Raw genomic sequence first — 16,937 nt, 5'->3', positions numbered from 1 at the left:
GGAGAGCCTGCGCGAGCGGTGAGCTTTCGGATCGAGCCGATCGCTTTCATCCCGCGCCCTTCAGCCGGTCCGCCATGCGCTCCGCGATCGCCACCGTGGTCAGATGGGTGTTGGCGCGCGGCACCTCCGGCATGATCGAGGCATCGATCACGCGCAATCCCGTGCATCCGATCACCCGGCATTCGGGGTCGACGACCGAGCGCGCATCGTCAGGCGCGCCCATGCGACAGGTGCCGCTCGCATGCTGCGCGTCGCTGCACTCGGCAAACAACCAGTCATCCAGCTCGGCGTCGCTGAGCTGTTCGTCCATCGAGCGTCCGCTGGCCCCGTAGTCGACGCGGTGAGCGATATCGGTGACCGCGGGCTGCAGGCAGATATCGCGCAGCCGCCGGACGCCGTCGCGCATGCGCAGGAGATCGCTCGGGTCGGACAGCATGCGCTCCTCGACTTCGGGATCGACCTCGGGGTCGGTCGAGACGATGCGGACGTGGCCCTGGCTGAAAGCCTGGTAGACGGACACGGCGATGCGTCCCAGCGCGACTTCCACCATCGATCGCTGAGATCGGGCGAGATTGCCGGCGATCATGATCATGTCGTTGTCGCCGGCGCCTGCGAGGCCGGACGAATACCGCAGGCAGCAATTGGTGTGGCGGTGCATCAGCGTGCTGACCTGGCTGCCCTCGCGCAAATGCAGCAGCGCGTTGACGATCGGATGGTCCAGCAAATTCTCACCCGCCGGCAGGTCCGCGCGAACGGGGATGCCGAGCTTCTCCAGCAGGGCGGCAGGCCCGATGCCGGAGCGTTGCAGGATGGCCGGCGAATGGATGGCGCCGGCGCAGAGGATCACCTCGCGCGTCGCGCGGGGCGTGACGACTTGGCCGTTCACGCGGACCCGGACGCCGCTGGCGTGCAGCCGGTTGCCTTCGAAAGTGATGGTATCGACTAGGGCATGACCGACGATGTCGAGGTTGGCCCGGCCGCGCGCCGGCTCCAGATAGCCGTCATTGGTCGAGATGCGCAAACCCGCCACGCTGTTGATCGCATAGGGCGAGACGCCGGTGCCGGTGGGCGCGTTGTGGTCCTCACACCAATCATAGCCGAGACCGAGCGCCGAGGCGCGCAGCGCGCGGTCGACATTGCCCCAATCGGGGATCGGCGCGCGATACACCGGGATCGGGCCGCGATCGCCGTGATAGGCGGCGGCGGGGAAATTCTTGTCGGCCTCGAGCTTGCAGAAATAGGGCAGCAGCTCGTCCCACGACCACCCCGTGCAGCCCGCGGCCGCCCAGCGATTGATGTCGTCGGGCACGGCGCGGATCGCGATCTGGCCATTGATCGTCGAGCTGCCGCCCATGGCGCGGCCACGCCAGAGCAGCAGCGGCTGCTGCCGCTCGGTGCGGCGCGCGAGCAGCTTCGGCCAGCGGAAGTCGTCGTCACCGATGGCGCGCATCGGGTTCGGAATGCGGATGTGTTCCGGCGTGGTCGCGGTGCGCAGATCCTGCCCGGCCTCGAGCAGCAGCACGCGATGCGCCGGATCTTCGCTCAGGCGCGCGGCCAGCGTCGCGCCGGCGGAGCCTCCGCCGATGATGATCGTGTCGTATTCCTGTTCAATCACGTCCGGTCACTTTCGTAGCTCTCTTGGAAGCGCGATAAGGTCAACTGGCCTCCGCCTGACGCAGTGTGATCCGCGTCAATTCGGACGGACGCCCCAGCCGCAGCGCGAATCCCGGCCATAGCGCAGTGCCGTTATTCACGTAGAGTGTCATCCCGCCGACGTCGTACCGGCCGGAGACGTAGCCTGCGTTCGCGGGTGCCGCCAGCCGGTCTACACCTACGATCAATCCGCCGTGCGTATGTCCCGATAGTTGCAGGGCGACGCCGAGTTTGGCGGCATGCCGCGCATCGCTCGGCTGGTGGTCGAGCAGGATGACCGGGGCGCCTTTGGGTGCGGCATCAAGGACCGCGGGAAGGTCGCGGACCTGATGTCCCCGATGGCGCCCGGCCCGGTCGGTGATGCCCGCGATGACCAGCTTGCCGCCATTGCGGTCGAGAACAACATGCCTGTTTTCGAGCGAGAGCAGGCCCAGCGCGGCGAAGTGGGCCATCCAGCCGTCATAGCCGAAGATGTATTCGTGATTGCCGGAGATCACGTAGACGCCGTCGGTCGCCTTCAAATCCCGCAACGGCTCGATGTCGGCGCGGCGCGCGTCGAGCGTGCCGTCGATCAGATCGCCCGTGATCGCGATCAGGTCAACGCCGAGCTTGTTCGATCGCGCGACGACGGTGCGTGCCCAGGACGCGGGAAACAACCGGCTGATGTGAAGATCGGTCAATTGCAGAATGGCGTAACCGTCGAATTGCGGCGGCAGTCCGTGTATGCCGATTTCGACGTCTTTCAGCGGCGGAATCCGCATGGCCTGCTGGACGCCGATGGCGGCCAAGACTGCGGCCAGCGCAGCCAGTGCGTAACGCACTTCATCGGGCGCGCTCACGATGCCACCCTTGAAGGGGATGGCCAGCAAGAGCCCCGCGTCGAGCGCCAGCAGGAGCAGCGCCAGGAGGACGATCGCGCCGAACGCCCAGTTGAAAAGGGCGACCACCGGACGCGGAAATTCGGGAGAAAACAACGAGCCCGACGAGAGCTTGCTCCACCGATGAAACTGCAACGCGACCAGTACGAGCACAGCCGCTGCGATCTTGACCCAGAGCGGCAAATCAATCGGCCACAGGAAGCGGGTCAGGATCAGCAGATAGATCAGGCCGAATATGAGTTGGGGAATCGGTTCTCTCCGCTGGCAGACCGGTTCCGCCTTCTTACACAAAACCCGGGACGATCTCGACTCGCATGGCGTCGGAGGCGGCATGCGCCCGATGCGGCCCAGGGCCTCCTTCGAAGCGCGCTAATGCATGATCTGTTTCAGGAATGCGCGGGTGCGGTCGTGCCTGGGATTCGAGAAGAACTCGTGAGGAAGACCCTCCTCGATAATGACGCCGGCATCCATGAAAACCACCCGGTCGGCGACGGTGCGGGCAAATCCCATTTCGTGCGTCACACACACCATGGTCATGCCTTCGCGCGCGAGCGAGACCATCACGTCCAGGACCTCCTGAACCATCTCGGGATCGAGCGCGGATGTCGGCTCGTCGAACAGCATGATCTTCGGCTTCATGCAGAGTGCCCGCGCGATGGCGACGCGCTGCTGCTGTCCACCCGACAGCTGGCTCGGATATTTGTCGGCCTGCTCGGCGATGCGCACGCGCGCCAAAAGCTCACGTGCCGTCGCCTCGGCTTCGGGCTTGGGGACCTTGCGGATCTTGACCGGCGCGATCATCAGGTTCTGGAGCACGGTCAGGTGCGGGAACAGGTTGAACTGCTGGAACACCATCCCGACGTCGCGGCGTACCATGTCGACGTTTCTGGTGGTGCGGTCGAGCTCCACCCCGTTGACGATGATCTTTCCCTCCCGATGGTCCTCCAGCCGGTTGATGCAGCGGATCATGGTCGACTTGCCCGAGCCCGAAGGCCCACACACGACCACGCGCTCGCCCCGCGCCACGCGAAAGTCGATTCCCTTCAGCACCCGGGTCGCGCCGTACCATTTGCTGACGCCTTGCAGGTCGATCACCGGCGCTGCGGTCGCGGGGTCCTGGATCATCGATGTCTCCGGGATTGTCATGCGGCCATCCAGCCGCCGTCGACGAGAATGTTCTCGCCGGTGATGAAGGTGGCATCGTCGGACGCCAGAAACAGCGCCGCATTGGCCACATCCTCGGGCACGCCCAGTCGTGGCATCGGCGTACGGCTGCGGGAGTAATCCATCCAGCGCGGCTCGGCGGCCCGACCCGGCTTGCCGGTCACGATCTTGCCGGGCGCCACGGCATTGCAGACGATATGATCCCTGGCATAGTCCGCCGCGATCTGCCGGGTGATGTAGACAACGCCCGCCTTCGAGGTGCCGTAGGCGATGTCCTCCGGACAGGCGATCATACCGTGCTGGGATGAGATGTTGACGATGCGACCCCGAACGCCGTCGCGAGCCTCCTGCCCCAGCATCACCGCAACCGCCGCCTTGCTCATCAGGAAGACACCGGTGAGGTTCACCGCAAACGCCCGGTTCCATTCCGCAAGACTGGTCTCGAGCAATGGCTTGCCGATGCCGATGGCGGCGTTGTTGACGAGACCATCGAGCCGGCCGAACCTTTCCACGGCCAGCGCAATGGCTTGGCCCGCATCGGCCTCGGATGAGACGTCGGTGCGGATGAATTCCGCCTCGTACCCGTCCGCCCGCAGCCGCTCGATGGTCGGCACACCACCCTCGCGAACCTCGGTGGTGATGTCGGCGAGCACCAGACGCGCACCTTCGGCCGCGAAGCGGCATGCGATGGCGCGTCCGATCCCGGACGAGGCACCCGTGATCACGATCGACTTGCCCTGCAACCGCCCCGTCATGACACGCCTCCCGATGCCGGGCAATCGATCTTCGCCCAGGCCAAATAATCCGCGGCAGCGACGCTCACCGGGTAGGCCGGATCGAATCCGGTATCGCGCACCAGACGCGCGATGCTCAGTGGCGCGCGATCGGCCGGCAGATTGTAGACGATGCTGGGTGCCTCACCCGGCTCGGCGCAACGCCAGCGAAAATCCGGATACCGGCTCGCCAGCGTGCGGCACCAGTCCGGCAGGTCGGACAGCGTGCCGCCGCCGACATGGTAGATCGCATGATCAAGCGCTGCCGCCATAGCGACCGCTTCTATCCCGGCGGCCGCGTCGCGCGAATAGATCCAGTCGGCGCGCATGGGGCGCGGCAGGATCGCCTCCTTGCCGTTCTGCAGTGCTTGCAGGACCTGATGGTGCGGGCTGAGTGCATCGCGCACGGAAGTCGGCAGCTCCCAGCGTCCATAGACCGGGCCGAGCCGGACGATCCGCGCATCGCAATTGTGAAGATGCGCAATCCTCAACGCCGCCTGCTCCGCCGCAAGCTTGCTGATGCCATAGAGCGCCGCAGGCGCCGGATGGCTGGTGCCTTCCTCGAAAAAACCCGACGGCGCCGGTGGGGAGAAGCCGTACACAGCAACCGAGCTCACCACGACGATGCGCCGGATGCCGCCACGCGCGACGGCGCGCTCCATCAGGTTGACGGTGCCGCCGATATTGACATCGATGATCCCGCGCGCATCGCTGCGTTCACGCTGTTCGTTCGGCGTCACTGCCGCCGCGTGAACCACGAGCTCGATCGGCATGGTCGCAAGCGCCGCATCGATATCGGAGCCGCGCCTGACGTCGCCGATCATGCAGCGGGCACCGGTGAGCTCAGGCCGCGCCATGACGTCCGCCGGCGGTGCAGCGAGATCAAACAGCAGCACCGGCCGGCCCGCGGCCAGAAAATGCTCGGCCAGCGCAAGCCCGATGAACCCGGCACCGCCCGTGATCAGGATGGCCATGCCCTACCTTGCCGCCAGAGCCTGCCGTTCCAGGCGCGCCACCCAACGCGCGATGGGATACAGCAACACGAAGAAGATCACCGCGGCCGCCATCAGCGGCGTCGGGTTGTAGGTCTGCTCCTGGGCGACGCGCGCCGAACGCAGCAGTTCCGGCAGCGCCACGAGTGCACCGATCGACGTAGACTTGATCAGCTCCAGCGAATTGCTCGCCAGCGGCGCCAGCACGTTGCGGACCGCCTGCGGCAGCACGATGTAGACCACCAGGTGCAGCGGCTTGAAACCGAGGGCGCCCGCCGCCTCGTACTGGCCGCGCGGCACCGATTCGATGCCGGCACGAAAGATCTCGCCATAGTACCCGGAATTGTTCAGCACGAGCGCGAGCACGGCCGCGGCAAATCCCCCCAGCGTCAGGCCCAGAAAGGGCAGGCCGTAGAACACCAGGATCAGCAGCACCACCACCGGAAACGCGCGAAAGAGATCGATGTAGACGAGAAGCGCGATATTCAGCCAGCGATGGTGAAAGCTGTAGACCACGGCGATCGCAAGCCCGAGCAGCAGGCCGAGCGGCAGTGTCACCACAGCCAGCATCAAAGTGTAGAGCAGCCCCTGCAGCAGCAGCGGATACACCCGCATCAGGGCGTCCATATCCGCGAAATTGTCCAGCAGCGCCTGCATGGTGCCCTCATCGTCCCCGTGCGGAGCGCCGCTCGATCCAGCGGCTCGCGACCACGAGCGGCAGGAAGAACATCACGTAGAAAGCCGCCGCGAGCGTCAGCGGCGAAGGATTGGCGACGATCGCGGTCACGCTCTGGGCCTGGCCCAGCGTCTCCGGCAGCGACACCGCGGTGCCGAGCGCGGTGCCCTTGCTGATCGAGATCGCCCGGTTGGTCAGCAGCGGGACCGACAGCCGGACCGCCTGCGGCAAGATGATCTGCAAGAGCGTGCGCACCGGACCGAAGCCCAGCGCGCCGGCCGCATCCCACTGCCCGCGCGGCACCGCCATGATGGCGGACCAGAAGATTTCGCTACTGAACGCCGAGAGCACCATGGCGAGCGACAGCACCGTGGTCACGAACGGCGACAGCGTGAGGCCGACATAGGGCAGGCCGAAATAGATGAACACGATGATGACGAGCTGCGGCAGCGTCCGCAGCAGGTCCACGTAAACGACGATCAGCGCGTTCAGGAGCCGCAAATTGGCGCAGCGCAGCAGGGCCAGCAGCAACCCGGTCGCAACGCCAAACACGATGATCAGCAGCGCCACCGCGACTGTGACGTGGAAGCCCGCCAGCACCTGCGGGAGTGCCTGCGCGATGACTTTGGGGTTGAAATAATATTCGAGAATGCGGTCCATCGGCTGCCATCACGCGGTGGCCGGACCGCCATGCGGTCCGGCTGTCATGTCGGCCTTATGTCTTGCAGGCCGGAACGTGGGCGGTGGGCTCGAATCCCTTGAAGCCGGGAGGGCCATAGCCGAAAAACACTGTCTCGATCGCCGAGCCTGCATCGGGTGTCGCGCCGTACCACTTCTCGTGCAGCTTGCGCAGCCGTCCGTCGAGCTTCATGCATTCGATGACGTTCTCGACCTTGTTGCGGTACTCGGCGTCTTCCAGACGAAACGCATATGCAAAGTTGCGGCCGCTGAAATCCTTGTAGCCGACCTTGATCGCCTTGTTCTGGCTGGCGGCGTAGACGGTGGTCGGGATTTCGTTCAGCGCCGAGAAGGCGCGCCGCGTCAGAACGGCCTGCACGCTGTCCGGAAACGTGTCGTAGCGCTGCACCTCGAACCCGTATTTCTCGGCATTCGCGGTTGCCCAGGTGTCGGAGATGGTGCCCCTGTTCACCGCGACGCTCTTGCCCTTGAGATCCTCAAAGCCCTTCATCTCGTCGGCGGCGCGAACGAGAAAGCCGTTTCCGGTCGTGAACAGCGGCTCGGTATAGAGCATCCGCTCGGAGCGCTCGGCCGTCAGGTTCAGCGGATTGACCAGGAACTCGACCCGCTTGGCGAACAAAGCCGCAAACAGCCCGGAGAAATTGATATCCACGATCTCGACCTTCGGCCGGCCGAGCTCCTTGCCGATTTCGTTGATCAGATCGGCGCCAAAGCCCTCGGGTCCGCCGGTGCCCCGCACCATCCAGGGCGCGACGCCGAAGTCGGACGCGACCACCAGCGGCTTGTCGGAAGGATGATCCGCCTCCTGGGCACTCGCCCGGATTGCAACCTGCGCCCCCGCGAGGACCAGTGCGATTGCAACAAGCTTTGATCGGAGCGTCATTGGTCTCGTCCTTCCATGGGTCACGACTGTCCAGTTTGTGCGGGATGGGTGGCGATCCAGTGCCGGGCAATGTCCGCGCGCCGGCAGACCCACACCGCATCGCGGGTGGCGACATGATCGAGAAAACGCGCAAGGCCCGCGGCCCGGCCTGGATGGCCGGCGATCCTTGTGTGCAGGCCGACCGACATCATCTTCGGCGCGGTCGCGCCCTCCGCATGGAGCATGTCGAAGGAGTCTTTGAGATAGGCGAAGAAATCGTCCGCGGTCGCCATCGCGCCTCGCATGAACTTGGCGTCGTTGTTGACGAGGCCATAGGGCACGACCAGATGCGGCTTGCCCGAGACGGTCGTCCAATATGGCAACTCGTCATTATAGGCGTCGGAATCGTAGAGGAAGCCGCCCTCCTCGACGACGAGCCGGCGGGTGTTCACGCCGGCGCCATATCGGCAATACCATCCGAGCGGCCGCTCGCCGATCGTCCGCGTCAGGCTTGCCACGGTCTTGCGGATGCGCTCGCGCTCCTCATCCTCGCCGAGATGCTGATGCCGCTCCCAGCGCCAGCCATGCGCGCATACGTCGTATCCGAGCTCGCGGATGGCTGCGGTCGCCTCCGGATTGCGCTCCAGCGCAAGCGCACATCCCATCACCGTCGCCGTCATACTCCGCTCGGCCAGCAGCCGGACCAGCCGCCAGAAGCCGACCCGGCTGCCATATTCGAACATCGACTCCGCCGCGAGGTCCCGCCCCTCGAAGCCGCCGCCACCCTCGGTCAGCGCCGTCTCGGTGAAACCGTCGCCATCGGCCCACGAGGCCTCGGAGCCCTCTTCATAGTTAATGCAGATGTTCAGCGCGATCCGCGCACCATCAGGCCATTTCGGATCCGGAGGATTGCGTCCATAGCCGACGAAATCGCGGTCATGAGAACTCTGCACGGTCATGACGGTCGCCCCTCAGAATGTCGATGCCGGCATCACGATCGTCACTTCGGCATCGAGATCGACAAAGACGTCGTCATCCTGCCGACCCGTCACGCCCATCGCCACCGCGAATTCCATGGGCGCGTCGAGCACCGTCATCGGATGATGCCAGACATTGCGCGCATAGGTGACGATGTGTTCGGGACCGGCGACAAATCCTCTCAGCGTCGTCAGGTCGGGCTCGCCGCCGGCATGCGTGCCACAGACCAGCGCAAGGTAGCGCGCCGAGCCGAGCGGGACAAATGTCTGAGCCGAATACGGATGCCGCTCCAGCTTGGTCGCCCGCAGCGGCAGGCGCCCGAGCGCGGCCGCGCCGCTGATCCAGAACGAGAACGATCGCGCTTCGTCGGCATGGTCCAGCATCGTCGGCAGGTAGCGCCGCCGCTCCCCGGTCGGCCGCGACGCCACGTCGCCGAAAGGGGCAAACGCGGCCGCGGACAACGGCTCGACCGAAATCGTATAGGAAGGCGAGCCCATCATCGAAAATCAAGATCCCCGGCAAGGACACACATCAGGCGATCGGCTTCTGTGTTATTCCAGTGGTATACCATTGGAGCCCGGACGATCTGCCGTGTCAAGCGCAGCCACCGCGACCCATGAATACATGCGCGGCGAAAGCCGGCAAAAATTTGAGCAGATTGCTCCGTCGCTGTGCGGTCGCCCGTGAATTCCGTTGCCGCAGCGGCGATCAGCCGTGGCTATCCGGCAGGAAGATACCGAAGGTTTCCAGCATACCCTGGCGGACGTTGGTGAGATGCTGAATCATGGCATGGCGCGCCACCGCCGCGTCGCGCTTGATGATGGCATCGACGATGGCGAGATGCTCGCGACAGGCCGGCAAGAGTCGCTCGGGACGTCGCTCCACGTTGCACATCCTGATCTTGCGGCGGGTCTCGCCGATCAGCACGGCCAGGGACCGATTGCCGCAATGGCCGGCGATCTGATCGTGGATTTCGTCATCCAGCGTCCAATGCCTGGCCTTGGTGATCTCGGCGGTCGCGAGGATCTTCTCCAAATTGGCCTTGATCGGCTGCAGGACATCCAGGCCGATGCGGGTCGCCGCGAGCGCGGCGGCTTCGCTCTCGAGAATCAGGCGCAAATGGATCAGCTCGAGCAGCTCGGCGATTCCGATGTTGCGCACGATGACCGAGCCGTTGGAAAGCTGCTCCAGCCTGCCCTCACCGAGCAGGCGGCTGATGCCCGCACGCAGGGGCGTCCGTGACACCTTGAGCCGCAGCGCCAGGCGACGCTCCTCGATCACCTCGCCCGGCGCGAGTTGCCGCTGCTCGATCAGGTCGAGAAGCCTACGATAGGTCGCCTCGGTGACACTGCCCTCGGAACGGGAACGTGCCGGCGCGGCGGTCTTGCGCGCAGAAGCCGGGGCAGAGAGTCGCTTGCGCGCAGTCGGCCTGGTCACATTCGATCCTCGCAGCATCGCCAATCGCAGATTGATAGTCGTGCCGGTTCGGCTTGTCGAGATGTGTATCCGTGCGGGATACCAACGGGATTGTCCGCCTACAGCTCATTTGGATCGCTGCTCCGCAGTGCTGCCGCAAGACTGGCTCGGAACATGCGACGGCGCCCAAATACCAAATGGAATTAGCCAATCACCGCCTTCAATGAACCGTTTCCACAAACCGCATTCCATGTTAGTGGGCGCTACAGCACGACCGGCGCACACGAGACTGCCAGAGGAATCCAGCCGATGGGAAAGGCAACGAAACGCACCGTCACCATTCGCGACGTCGCAGCCGCGGCCGACGTCGCCGTCGGAACGGTTTCCCGAGTCTTGAACGATCATCACTCGGTGACCAAGCAAATCCGCGAACGCGTCCAGAAAACGATTCTCACACTGGGCTATCAGCGGAACGCCATCGCGCAGAGCATGCGTAGCGCACGAACCAAAATGGTTGCCTGTGCCATACGCGACTTCGACATTCCTGCGTTCGCCAGCTATGTGAAGGCGGCGGAAGCCACCTTCCGGAGCGCCGGCTACACCTTCATTCTTGCGAGCACCGCGAACGCCAAGGACGTCGAGCTCTCCCTGCTTCAGACATTCAGTCAACGCCGCGTCGACGGCGTGATGATGACGATGAGCGACGAGACCGACCCCGATCTCGTCAATGCAATCTCCCACGCGGCCATGCCGATTGTGCTGATCGATCGCGAACTCGTCCAATCCGTGGATAGCGTTTCGGCAGATCACCGGGCCGGCGCGCGTCAAGCCACCGAGTATCTGCTGTCGCTTGGCCATCGCCGCATTGCGCTTCTGGTCGGCGATCCCAAGGCCTATCCTTCCCGCAGCCGCATCGATGGCTATACGGAAGCTCATCGTTGTCTAGGGATCTCGGTCGATCCGCACCTCATTCGCGATCGCCTGCTCTCGAACGAAGCGACGTTTCGCGAAACCGCCGCCCTGCTGGGCCGCAGTGAACGACCGACGGCCATCTATGCCGCGGGTGTCGACATGCTGTCCGGACCCTTGCGCGCCGTGCGCACGGCGGGCCTCGTGGTAGGACAGGACATCTCCATTATCAGCGGAAACGATTCCGATCTTGCCGAGCTCAACACGCCGCCGATCACCGCATTGCGCTGGGACCGCTCGGAAATGGGCCGCCACGCCGCCGAAATGCTGCTCGACAGGATCGACCACGGAAGGCAGTCGCCGCCCCGCCGTATCCGGCTTCCCGTGTCCCTGGTCGTGCGCGGCTCCTGCAGGCCGCTTTGAGTCTGGAGCCCGAACTGCGGCTGCAGGATCGAGATCGGCTGATTTTGATGAAACGGTTCATTGACACGCGCCGGCCGGGCTGCAAAGATCTCTCATGTTCAGAGTTCCCTGTGGAGCAAGCGGATGCCGCATCCCAGCATCGGTTTTGTTGGTTTTGGAGAAGCCGCGCAGTGCTTTGCCTCGCACCTGACAGCGCAGGGCGTGGGACCGGTCATGGCCTATTGCCAGGGTAAGGTGAATCGACCGCCCTATTCCGAGGCGTTCGTCGCCCAGGCCACCCGATGCGGCGTGACCTTGGTCGACACAATCGAGAGCCTCTCCGACATGGACGTCATCTTCTCCGCCGTGGTCGTCGCCGTCGCCGGGACGACAGGGGAAGCGATCGCGAATATCATCAGACCTGGTGCGCTGGTCGTCGACATCAATGCTTCGACGCCCACCACCAAGAAGCGCGTGGCAGAAGCCGTCGAAGCGCGCGGCGGCCTGTTCGCCGACGCCAATCTGATGGGCGCAGTCAGTCTCTATAAGGCAGCCGTCCCGCTCTACACCTCGGGCAGCGGTGCCGCGCAGTTCGCCGTCACATTTGCGCCGCTCGGCTTCACAATCGACGTCGCAGGCCCGGACGCGGGCACGGCGGCCGCGGTCAAGATGCTGCGCAGCGTCGTGACCAAAGGAATCGAGGCGCTGGTGGTGGAGGCGCTGACCGCGGCTTCATTGGCGGGCGTCCGGCAGGAAGCTCTGCGCGGCATCTGTGACACGATGGATGCAACAACGTTCAGCAAGTTCGTGGACATGTGCATCCGCACGGATGTCCTGCACGCCGAACGCCGGGCCGTCGAGATGGAAGGCGCGCGCGAGGGCCTGCAGGAACTCGGCCTGGCGCCCGTCATGACTGAAGCGATCGTAAAGCGGCTTCACCTATCGTCGGATTCGGCACTGCGGAGCAACTTCGCTGCGCGCCAGAGCTACAGTGCCGACGATGTCCTCGACGCATACCGTGAGAAGATAGCGTTATAGCTCTGGCCAGCGTGACGCTCGCCGGCGCGACGAGCACATTCATCTTAGCGGCGATCCCAGCCCAGAGCCGTTGACGCTGGACGCCTCGCGTCTGCTTTCATCGGCGGCCGCAATCCGCACCTGCACATCCCTAGGCTTTGCCAGATAGGGGGACGACGTGACTAGGACATCGACTCCGGTCGCGGCATAGGCCGCGGCATTTGCTGCATTGACGCCCCCTGCGGCCGCAATGATCGGACGGGCTCGCGTATAGGCCACGGATGCCATGCGCTTGACCAATGCGGCGGCATCGGCCGGTGAGAATTTCTCGGCCTGAATCACGTCGAAGCCGGCCACCGCCGCGGCGAGCGCGGCGTCGGCGGTCTTCACCTCGATCACGAGCTTCTTTTCCGGCGCCCCCCGGCGCAATCGCTCGACCACCTGAAACAGCGGCAGCTCCCCGAGAAAGGCGCGGTGCTCGGGAAATACCAGCACCGTCTCCGAGAGGCCGAGCCGGTGCATCACCGCGCCGCCCGCCTTCACGGCTGCCACTGCAAAGCGCTTGGTCCCGGGCACGTTCTTGCGCGTGCAGGCCACCGGGATCTGCGGTGCGACCGCTCTCGCCGCTTCGACGATGGCGCGGGTCTCGCTGGCAACGCCGGACCAGATCTCGATCAGGGTCTGCGCCACTTTCCAGCTGCGCAACAGCGCGGCGGCCGGACCGCGCGCTTGAAGGATTGGCGTGCCCTCTTGAAGCGATGCGCCCGAAGCGGCAAAGAGCTCCACCTCGCATCCGGCAAGCGCGATGAGCGCCGCGGCATCCTCGGCGAGCGCCAGCACCATCGGTGAGCGCGCCGCAAACTGCATGACGCCGATGGCCGCACCGATTCCGAGCGCATCCGTCGTGAGGTCGCCGTAAGGCACGTCGTCCTCGAGCAGGCGCTCGAGCTCCGCGCGGGATGCCACCGTTGCCATGTCGTGTTCCTTCGTCGATGTCGGCTTGCCGACGCGCGGTGTCGGAAACCGGACAAGGGCGATCGGTCCTGCCGCCGCAAGACCGGGAAATCACCCGATTTGACGTCATTCCTGCAAGGCGCACACCAGACTGCGCCTTCGCATCCGGCACGCCGATTGCTGAGACGATTGCGGCCGGCGCCTCGCAGCAATCGGGCTGCCTGGACCCAATTGCCGGCCGCTGGAGTTCGTCATGAAACTGCTTCGCCCGATCGCGGTCATCGCGAGCCTGCTGCTCGGATGCGCACCAACGCAGGCCGCACAGACCAATGTTGCCGTGGCCGCCAACTTCACCGATGCCGCCAAGGAGATCGCCGTCCTCTTCAAGCAGAAGACGGGACACGAGGCGGTGCTGAGCTTCGGGGCGAGCGGGCAGTTCTACACCCAGATCACACAGGGCGCGCCGTTCCAGGTCTTCCTGTCCGCCGACGATTCACGGCCGAAGAAACTCGTCGAGGACGGCCTCGCGGTCGCCGACAGCCGGTTCACCTATGCGATCGGCAAGCTCGTGCTCTGGAGCAAGTCGCCCGGAATCGTGACGGGCGAGAAGACGTTGAAGGCCGCGTCCTTCGCAAAACTCTCGATCTGCAACCCGGCTGCGGCGCCTTACGGCCTCGCTGCAATCGAAACGTTGAAGTCGCTGAAGCTCTACGATGCGCTGAAGCCGAAGCTCGTGGAAGGCGCAACCATCACCCAGGCCTATCAGTTCGTCGAGACCGGGAACGCCGAGGTCGGCTTCGTCGCGCTGTCGCAGCTGACCGGCAGCGAGGCCGGATCGCGCTGGGTCGTGCCGCAGGCGCTCTATAATCCGATCCGCCAGGACGCGGTGCTGCTGAAGAACGGCGCCGGCAACGAGGCCGCCGGCGCGTTCATCGGCTTCCTCAGAGGGCCCGAGGCGCGCGCCATCATCGAGAAATACGGCTACGTGCTGGACGGGCAGAGCTGACGCGCATGGAGATCTGGTCGGAGGAGATCCGCCAATCGCTCCTGCTGACGATCGAGCTCGCCGCGATCTCGACCGCGATCCTGCTGGTGCTGGCGACGCCGCTCGCCTGGTGGCTGGCGCACGCCAAGGGGTGGTGGACCGAGATCATCGCGAGCGTGATCGCTCTGCCGCTGGTGCTGCCGCCGACCGTGCTCGGCTTCTATCTCCTGATCCTGCTCGGCCCGGACGGACCGGGCGGATGGATTGCGCGCGCGTGGGGCGGGCGCACGCTCGCCTTCACCTTCGAAGGCCTGATCATCGGCTCGGTGGTGTATTCGATGCCCTTCGTGGTGCAGCCGATCCGCAACGCCTTCACTGCCGTGGGCGAGCGGCCGCTCGAGGTTGCCGCCACCTTGCGCGCCTCGCCCTTGCGCACGTTCTGGACCGTTGCGGTGCCGCTGGCACGGCCCGGCTTTCTGACCGGGGCGGTGCTCGGCTTCGCGCACACCGTCGGCGAGTTCGGCCTCGTGCTGATGATTGGGGGCAACATTCCCGGCCGCACAAAAGTGCTCTCGGTTGCGCTCTTCGACTATGTCGAGACCTCGCGCTGGCGCGAGGCGAGCCTGCTCGCGGGCCTCATGGTGCTCTTCGCCTTCGCGGTGATCCTGACCATGACACTGGTCGACAAGCGTGCTGCGAGGGCTGCGACATGAGAATGGCCGAACCCGGCCGGATCAACGCGGCCTTTCGCGGCAGACTCGGCAATTTCGTGCTCGATGCCGAGCTCAGCCTGCCCGCCACCGGCGTCACCGCGGTCTTCGGCCCGTCGGGCTGCGGCAAGACCAGTGTGGCGCGCTGCATCGCCGGCCTGCAGCGCATGAACGACGGCTTTTGCGCGGTGGATGGTGACATCTGGCAGGACCGGCATTCGTTCCGGCCCGTGCACCGCCGACCGATCGGCTACGTGTTCCAGGAAGCCAGCCTGTTTCCGCATCTTTCGGTGCGTCGAAATCTGCTGTACGGCGCGCCAAAGATCGCAAGCGCGCAGATCGTATTCGACGAGGTCGTGGAACTGCTCGGCCTTGCCGCACTGCTCGACCGCTCGCCCTACCGCCTCTCCGGCGGCGAGCGGCAGCGCGTCGCGATCGGCCGCGCGCTGCTGTCGCAGCCAAAGCTCCTGCTGATGGACGAGCCGCTGGCCGCGCTCGATCGCACCACGAGGAACGAGATCCTGCCGTTCCTCGAGCGTGTGCACGAACGGCTATTGCTGCCGGTACTCTACATCAGCCATGACATGAGCGAGATCGAGCGTTTTGCCGATCATCTGGTGCTGATGGAGCATGGCCGCGTCGTTGGCCCCGGCCCGCTGCATACCCTCCATCCGATACCGCTGGCCGGGAGCCGCGATCGGCATGGAGATTGCTCGCCCCGACGGAAGGGCGTAGGAAACCGGACGAGGATGACTTCCATGCCGATCGACTTCCACGACATCGACCCAAACCGCGTCGCCGCGATCCTTTACCGCCCGCAGGACGACGTCGATACCTTGCTCGCCGACTTCGCCGAGGCGATGGTCCGATCGGGCGAGCGGATCGGCGGAGTGGTCCAGCGCAACATCAAGGACGGCGCCGGCTGTCAGATCGGCATGCAGGCGATCGACCTGATGACCGGCCGCGAGATTTCGATCTGCCAGCCGCTCGGCTCAGGCGCAATGGCCTGCAAGCTCGATGCCGCGGGGCTGGCCGAGGCGGCAGTTGCGGTTACGCGGGCGATCGCGGCGGATGTCGATCTCGTCGTGATCAACAAATTCTCCAAGCAGGAGGCCGCCGGCGAAGGCCTGCGTGACGAGCTGGCCGACGCCATCGCCGCCGGCATCCCCGTGCTGACGGCGGTGCCGGAAAAATGCCTGGACGCCTGGAACGATTTTACCGGCGGGATCGGCACCAGCCTGCTCTGCGAACGCGGAGCGATCGAGGGCTGGTGGCAGGACCTGTCATCGCGCACCAAGCGGGCCCGCGCGGCGCGCCTGTCCGCCGATGCGCCCACGGCGCTACTTGCCGATCATCACGTCGGATGACTTGATCACGGCCGAGACGGCGTCGCCCACTTTCAGAGCGAGATCGTCTACGGCCTCATTGGTGATCGCGGAGAACACGACGAGGCCGGGCGCGAGCTCGATCTTCACATGGGCCGTCGTGGTCCCCTTGGTGACGGCGACGATCCGTCCCGGGAGAATGTTGCGGGCACTGAGCTTCATGGATCAACCGAACTTGAACAGCACGCCGTAACCACCGCGCGGGTAGCTCCATTCGATGTCGCCGCTCCCCTCGCAGATCACGCGGCAGGTGCCGCATTCGATGCAGCCGTCGACCGTGATCTCGACCTGGCCCTTGTCGTTGAGCTCATAGCAGCGCGCCGGGCAGGCCTTCAGCATGCTGAGGAGTTCCGGCGACGGCGTGGTGTGAGGCCGCACCTTGATGTGGGCCCGCCCGGCATCGACGAGATATCGGTTGTAGAACAGCTTGTCCTCGACACGTACGGATGGCTCGATCGACATGATTTGGGTCTCCATCGCTGGT

General features: G+C 65.1%; 19 protein-coding genes and 1 pseudogene. 6 read left to right on the top strand and 14 right to left on the bottom strand.

Annotation, left to right across the window (positions count from 1 at the left end):
• Positions 1-46 precede the first annotated feature (46 nt).
• The 11 genes from HYH08_RS30070 to HYH08_RS30020 form a co-directional block, all read right to left on the bottom strand.
• The gene (locus HYH08_RS30070; RefSeq protein WP_220013441.1) at positions 47-1,615 is read right to left on the bottom strand and encodes a GMC family oxidoreductase; all 1,569 of its coding nucleotides are present in this window, start codon (positions 1,613-1,615) and stop codon (positions 47-49) included.
• A gap of 40 nt (positions 1,616-1,655) precedes the next feature.
• Entirely contained in the window at positions 1,656-2,780 is a 1,125-nt protein-coding gene (locus tag HYH08_RS30065; protein ID WP_220013482.1) for a metallophosphoesterase, read from the bottom strand.
• 120 nt (positions 2,781-2,900) lie between these two features.
• Positions 2,901-3,677 carry an amino acid ABC transporter ATP-binding protein gene (locus HYH08_RS30060; protein WP_283844182.1) on the bottom strand — a complete coding sequence of 259 codons (777 nt, stop codon included), beginning with the start codon at positions 3,675-3,677 and terminating at the stop codon, positions 2,901-2,903.
• Positions 3,674-4,450, bottom strand: coding sequence for an SDR family NAD(P)-dependent oxidoreductase (locus HYH08_RS30055; protein WP_220013440.1), 777 nt, complete (start codon positions 4,448-4,450; stop codon positions 3,674-3,676). The genes HYH08_RS30060 and HYH08_RS30055 overlap by 4 nt, the downstream gene beginning before the upstream one ends.
• Positions 4,447-5,442 (bottom strand): NAD-dependent epimerase/dehydratase family protein, encoded by a 996-nt coding sequence (locus HYH08_RS30050; protein WP_220013439.1) that lies wholly within the window; start codon positions 5,440-5,442, stop codon positions 4,447-4,449. The genes HYH08_RS30055 and HYH08_RS30050 overlap by 4 nt, the downstream gene beginning before the upstream one ends.
• 3 nt (positions 5,443-5,445) lie before the next feature.
• Entirely contained in the window at positions 5,446-6,117 is a 672-nt protein-coding gene (locus HYH08_RS30045) for an amino acid ABC transporter permease (RefSeq protein WP_220013438.1), read from the bottom strand.
• 7 nt (positions 6,118-6,124) lie between these two features.
• On the bottom strand, positions 6,125-6,796 hold the full coding sequence (locus tag HYH08_RS30040) for an amino acid ABC transporter permease (protein WP_220013437.1): 672 nt from the start codon (positions 6,794-6,796) through the stop codon (positions 6,125-6,127).
• A gap of 55 nt (positions 6,797-6,851) precedes the next feature.
• Entirely contained in the window at positions 6,852-7,718 is an 867-nt protein-coding gene (locus HYH08_RS30035) for a substrate-binding periplasmic protein (protein ID WP_220013436.1), read from the bottom strand.
• Between the two features lie 20 nt (positions 7,719-7,738).
• Positions 7,739-8,656 (bottom strand): allantoinase PuuE, encoded by a 918-nt coding sequence (locus tag HYH08_RS30030; protein WP_220013435.1) that lies wholly within the window; start codon positions 8,654-8,656, stop codon positions 7,739-7,741.
• A gap of 12 nt (positions 8,657-8,668) precedes the next feature.
• Positions 8,669-9,175: an ureidoglycolate lyase gene (locus tag HYH08_RS30025; RefSeq protein WP_220013434.1), complete on the bottom strand. Its 507-nt coding sequence runs from the start codon at positions 9,173-9,175 to the stop codon at positions 8,669-8,671.
• 208 nt (positions 9,176-9,383) lie between these two features.
• Positions 9,384-10,112, bottom strand: coding sequence for a GntR family transcriptional regulator (locus tag HYH08_RS30020; protein WP_220013433.1), 729 nt, complete (start codon positions 10,110-10,112; stop codon positions 9,384-9,386).
• A gap of 288 nt (positions 10,113-10,400) precedes the next feature.
• Between HYH08_RS30020 and HYH08_RS30015 the strand changes: the two genes are divergently transcribed.
• Complete coding sequence (locus tag HYH08_RS30015; protein WP_220013432.1) at positions 10,401-11,423, top strand: LacI family DNA-binding transcriptional regulator; 1,023 nt, start codon at positions 10,401-10,403, stop codon at positions 11,421-11,423.
• Between the two features lie 123 nt (positions 11,424-11,546).
• Complete coding sequence (locus tag HYH08_RS30010) at positions 11,547-12,440, top strand: NAD(P)-dependent oxidoreductase (RefSeq protein ID WP_220013431.1); 894 nt, start codon at positions 11,547-11,549, stop codon at positions 12,438-12,440.
• 39 nt (positions 12,441-12,479) lie between these two features.
• Here the strand turns inward: HYH08_RS30010 and modD are convergent, their stop codons facing one another.
• A complete protein-coding gene (gene modD / locus HYH08_RS30005) occupies positions 12,480-13,394 on the bottom strand; it encodes a ModD protein (RefSeq protein WP_220013430.1) in 915 nt (304 codons plus the stop codon).
• 232 nt (positions 13,395-13,626) lie between these two features.
• Between modD and modA the strand changes: the two genes are divergently transcribed.
• The 4 genes and pseudogenes from modA to HYH08_RS29985 all read left to right on the top strand — a co-directional run bounded on the left by modA (position 13,627) and on the right by HYH08_RS29985 (position 16,435).
• On the top strand, positions 13,627-14,379 hold the full coding sequence (gene modA / locus HYH08_RS30000; RefSeq protein WP_220013429.1) for a molybdate ABC transporter substrate-binding protein: 753 nt from the start codon (positions 13,627-13,629) through the stop codon (positions 14,377-14,379).
• Between the two features lie 5 nt (positions 14,380-14,384).
• Entirely contained in the window at positions 14,385-15,071 is a 687-nt protein-coding gene (gene modB / locus HYH08_RS29995; RefSeq protein ID WP_220013428.1) for a molybdate ABC transporter permease subunit, read from the top strand.
• Positions 15,068-15,766 (top strand): annotated as a pseudogene (modC, locus tag HYH08_RS29990) (molybdenum ABC transporter ATP-binding protein); the annotation flags it as partial. The gene modB and the pseudogene modC, both read left to right, overlap by 4 nt.
• A gap of 51 nt (positions 15,767-15,817) precedes the next feature.
• Entirely contained in the window at positions 15,818-16,435 is a 618-nt protein-coding gene (locus HYH08_RS29985) for a DUF2478 domain-containing protein (protein ID WP_502789078.1), read from the top strand.
• On the opposite strand, the gene HYH08_RS29980 is transcribed toward HYH08_RS29985, so the two are convergent.
• Together HYH08_RS29980 and HYH08_RS29975 are read right to left on the bottom strand one after the other, a co-directional pair.
• A complete protein-coding gene (locus HYH08_RS29980) occupies positions 16,409-16,615 on the bottom strand; it encodes a TOBE domain-containing protein (protein ID WP_080136000.1) in 207 nt (68 codons plus the stop codon). The two genes, HYH08_RS29985 and HYH08_RS29980, sit on opposite strands and share 27 nt — an antisense overlap.
• Before the next feature lie 3 nt (positions 16,616-16,618).
• Positions 16,619-16,915: a ferredoxin family protein gene (locus tag HYH08_RS29975; RefSeq protein ID WP_025037776.1), complete on the bottom strand. Its 297-nt coding sequence runs from the start codon at positions 16,913-16,915 to the stop codon at positions 16,619-16,621.
• Positions 16,916-16,937 lie beyond the last annotated feature (22 nt).

Origin of the sequence: Bradyrhizobium sp. BR 10289, assembly GCF_019455385.1 — a bacterium.
In the GTDB taxonomy this organism is placed as follows: Bacteria; Pseudomonadota; Alphaproteobacteria; order Rhizobiales; family Xanthobacteraceae; genus Bradyrhizobium.
This window is presented reverse-complemented; position numbering and strand designations above follow the sequence as displayed.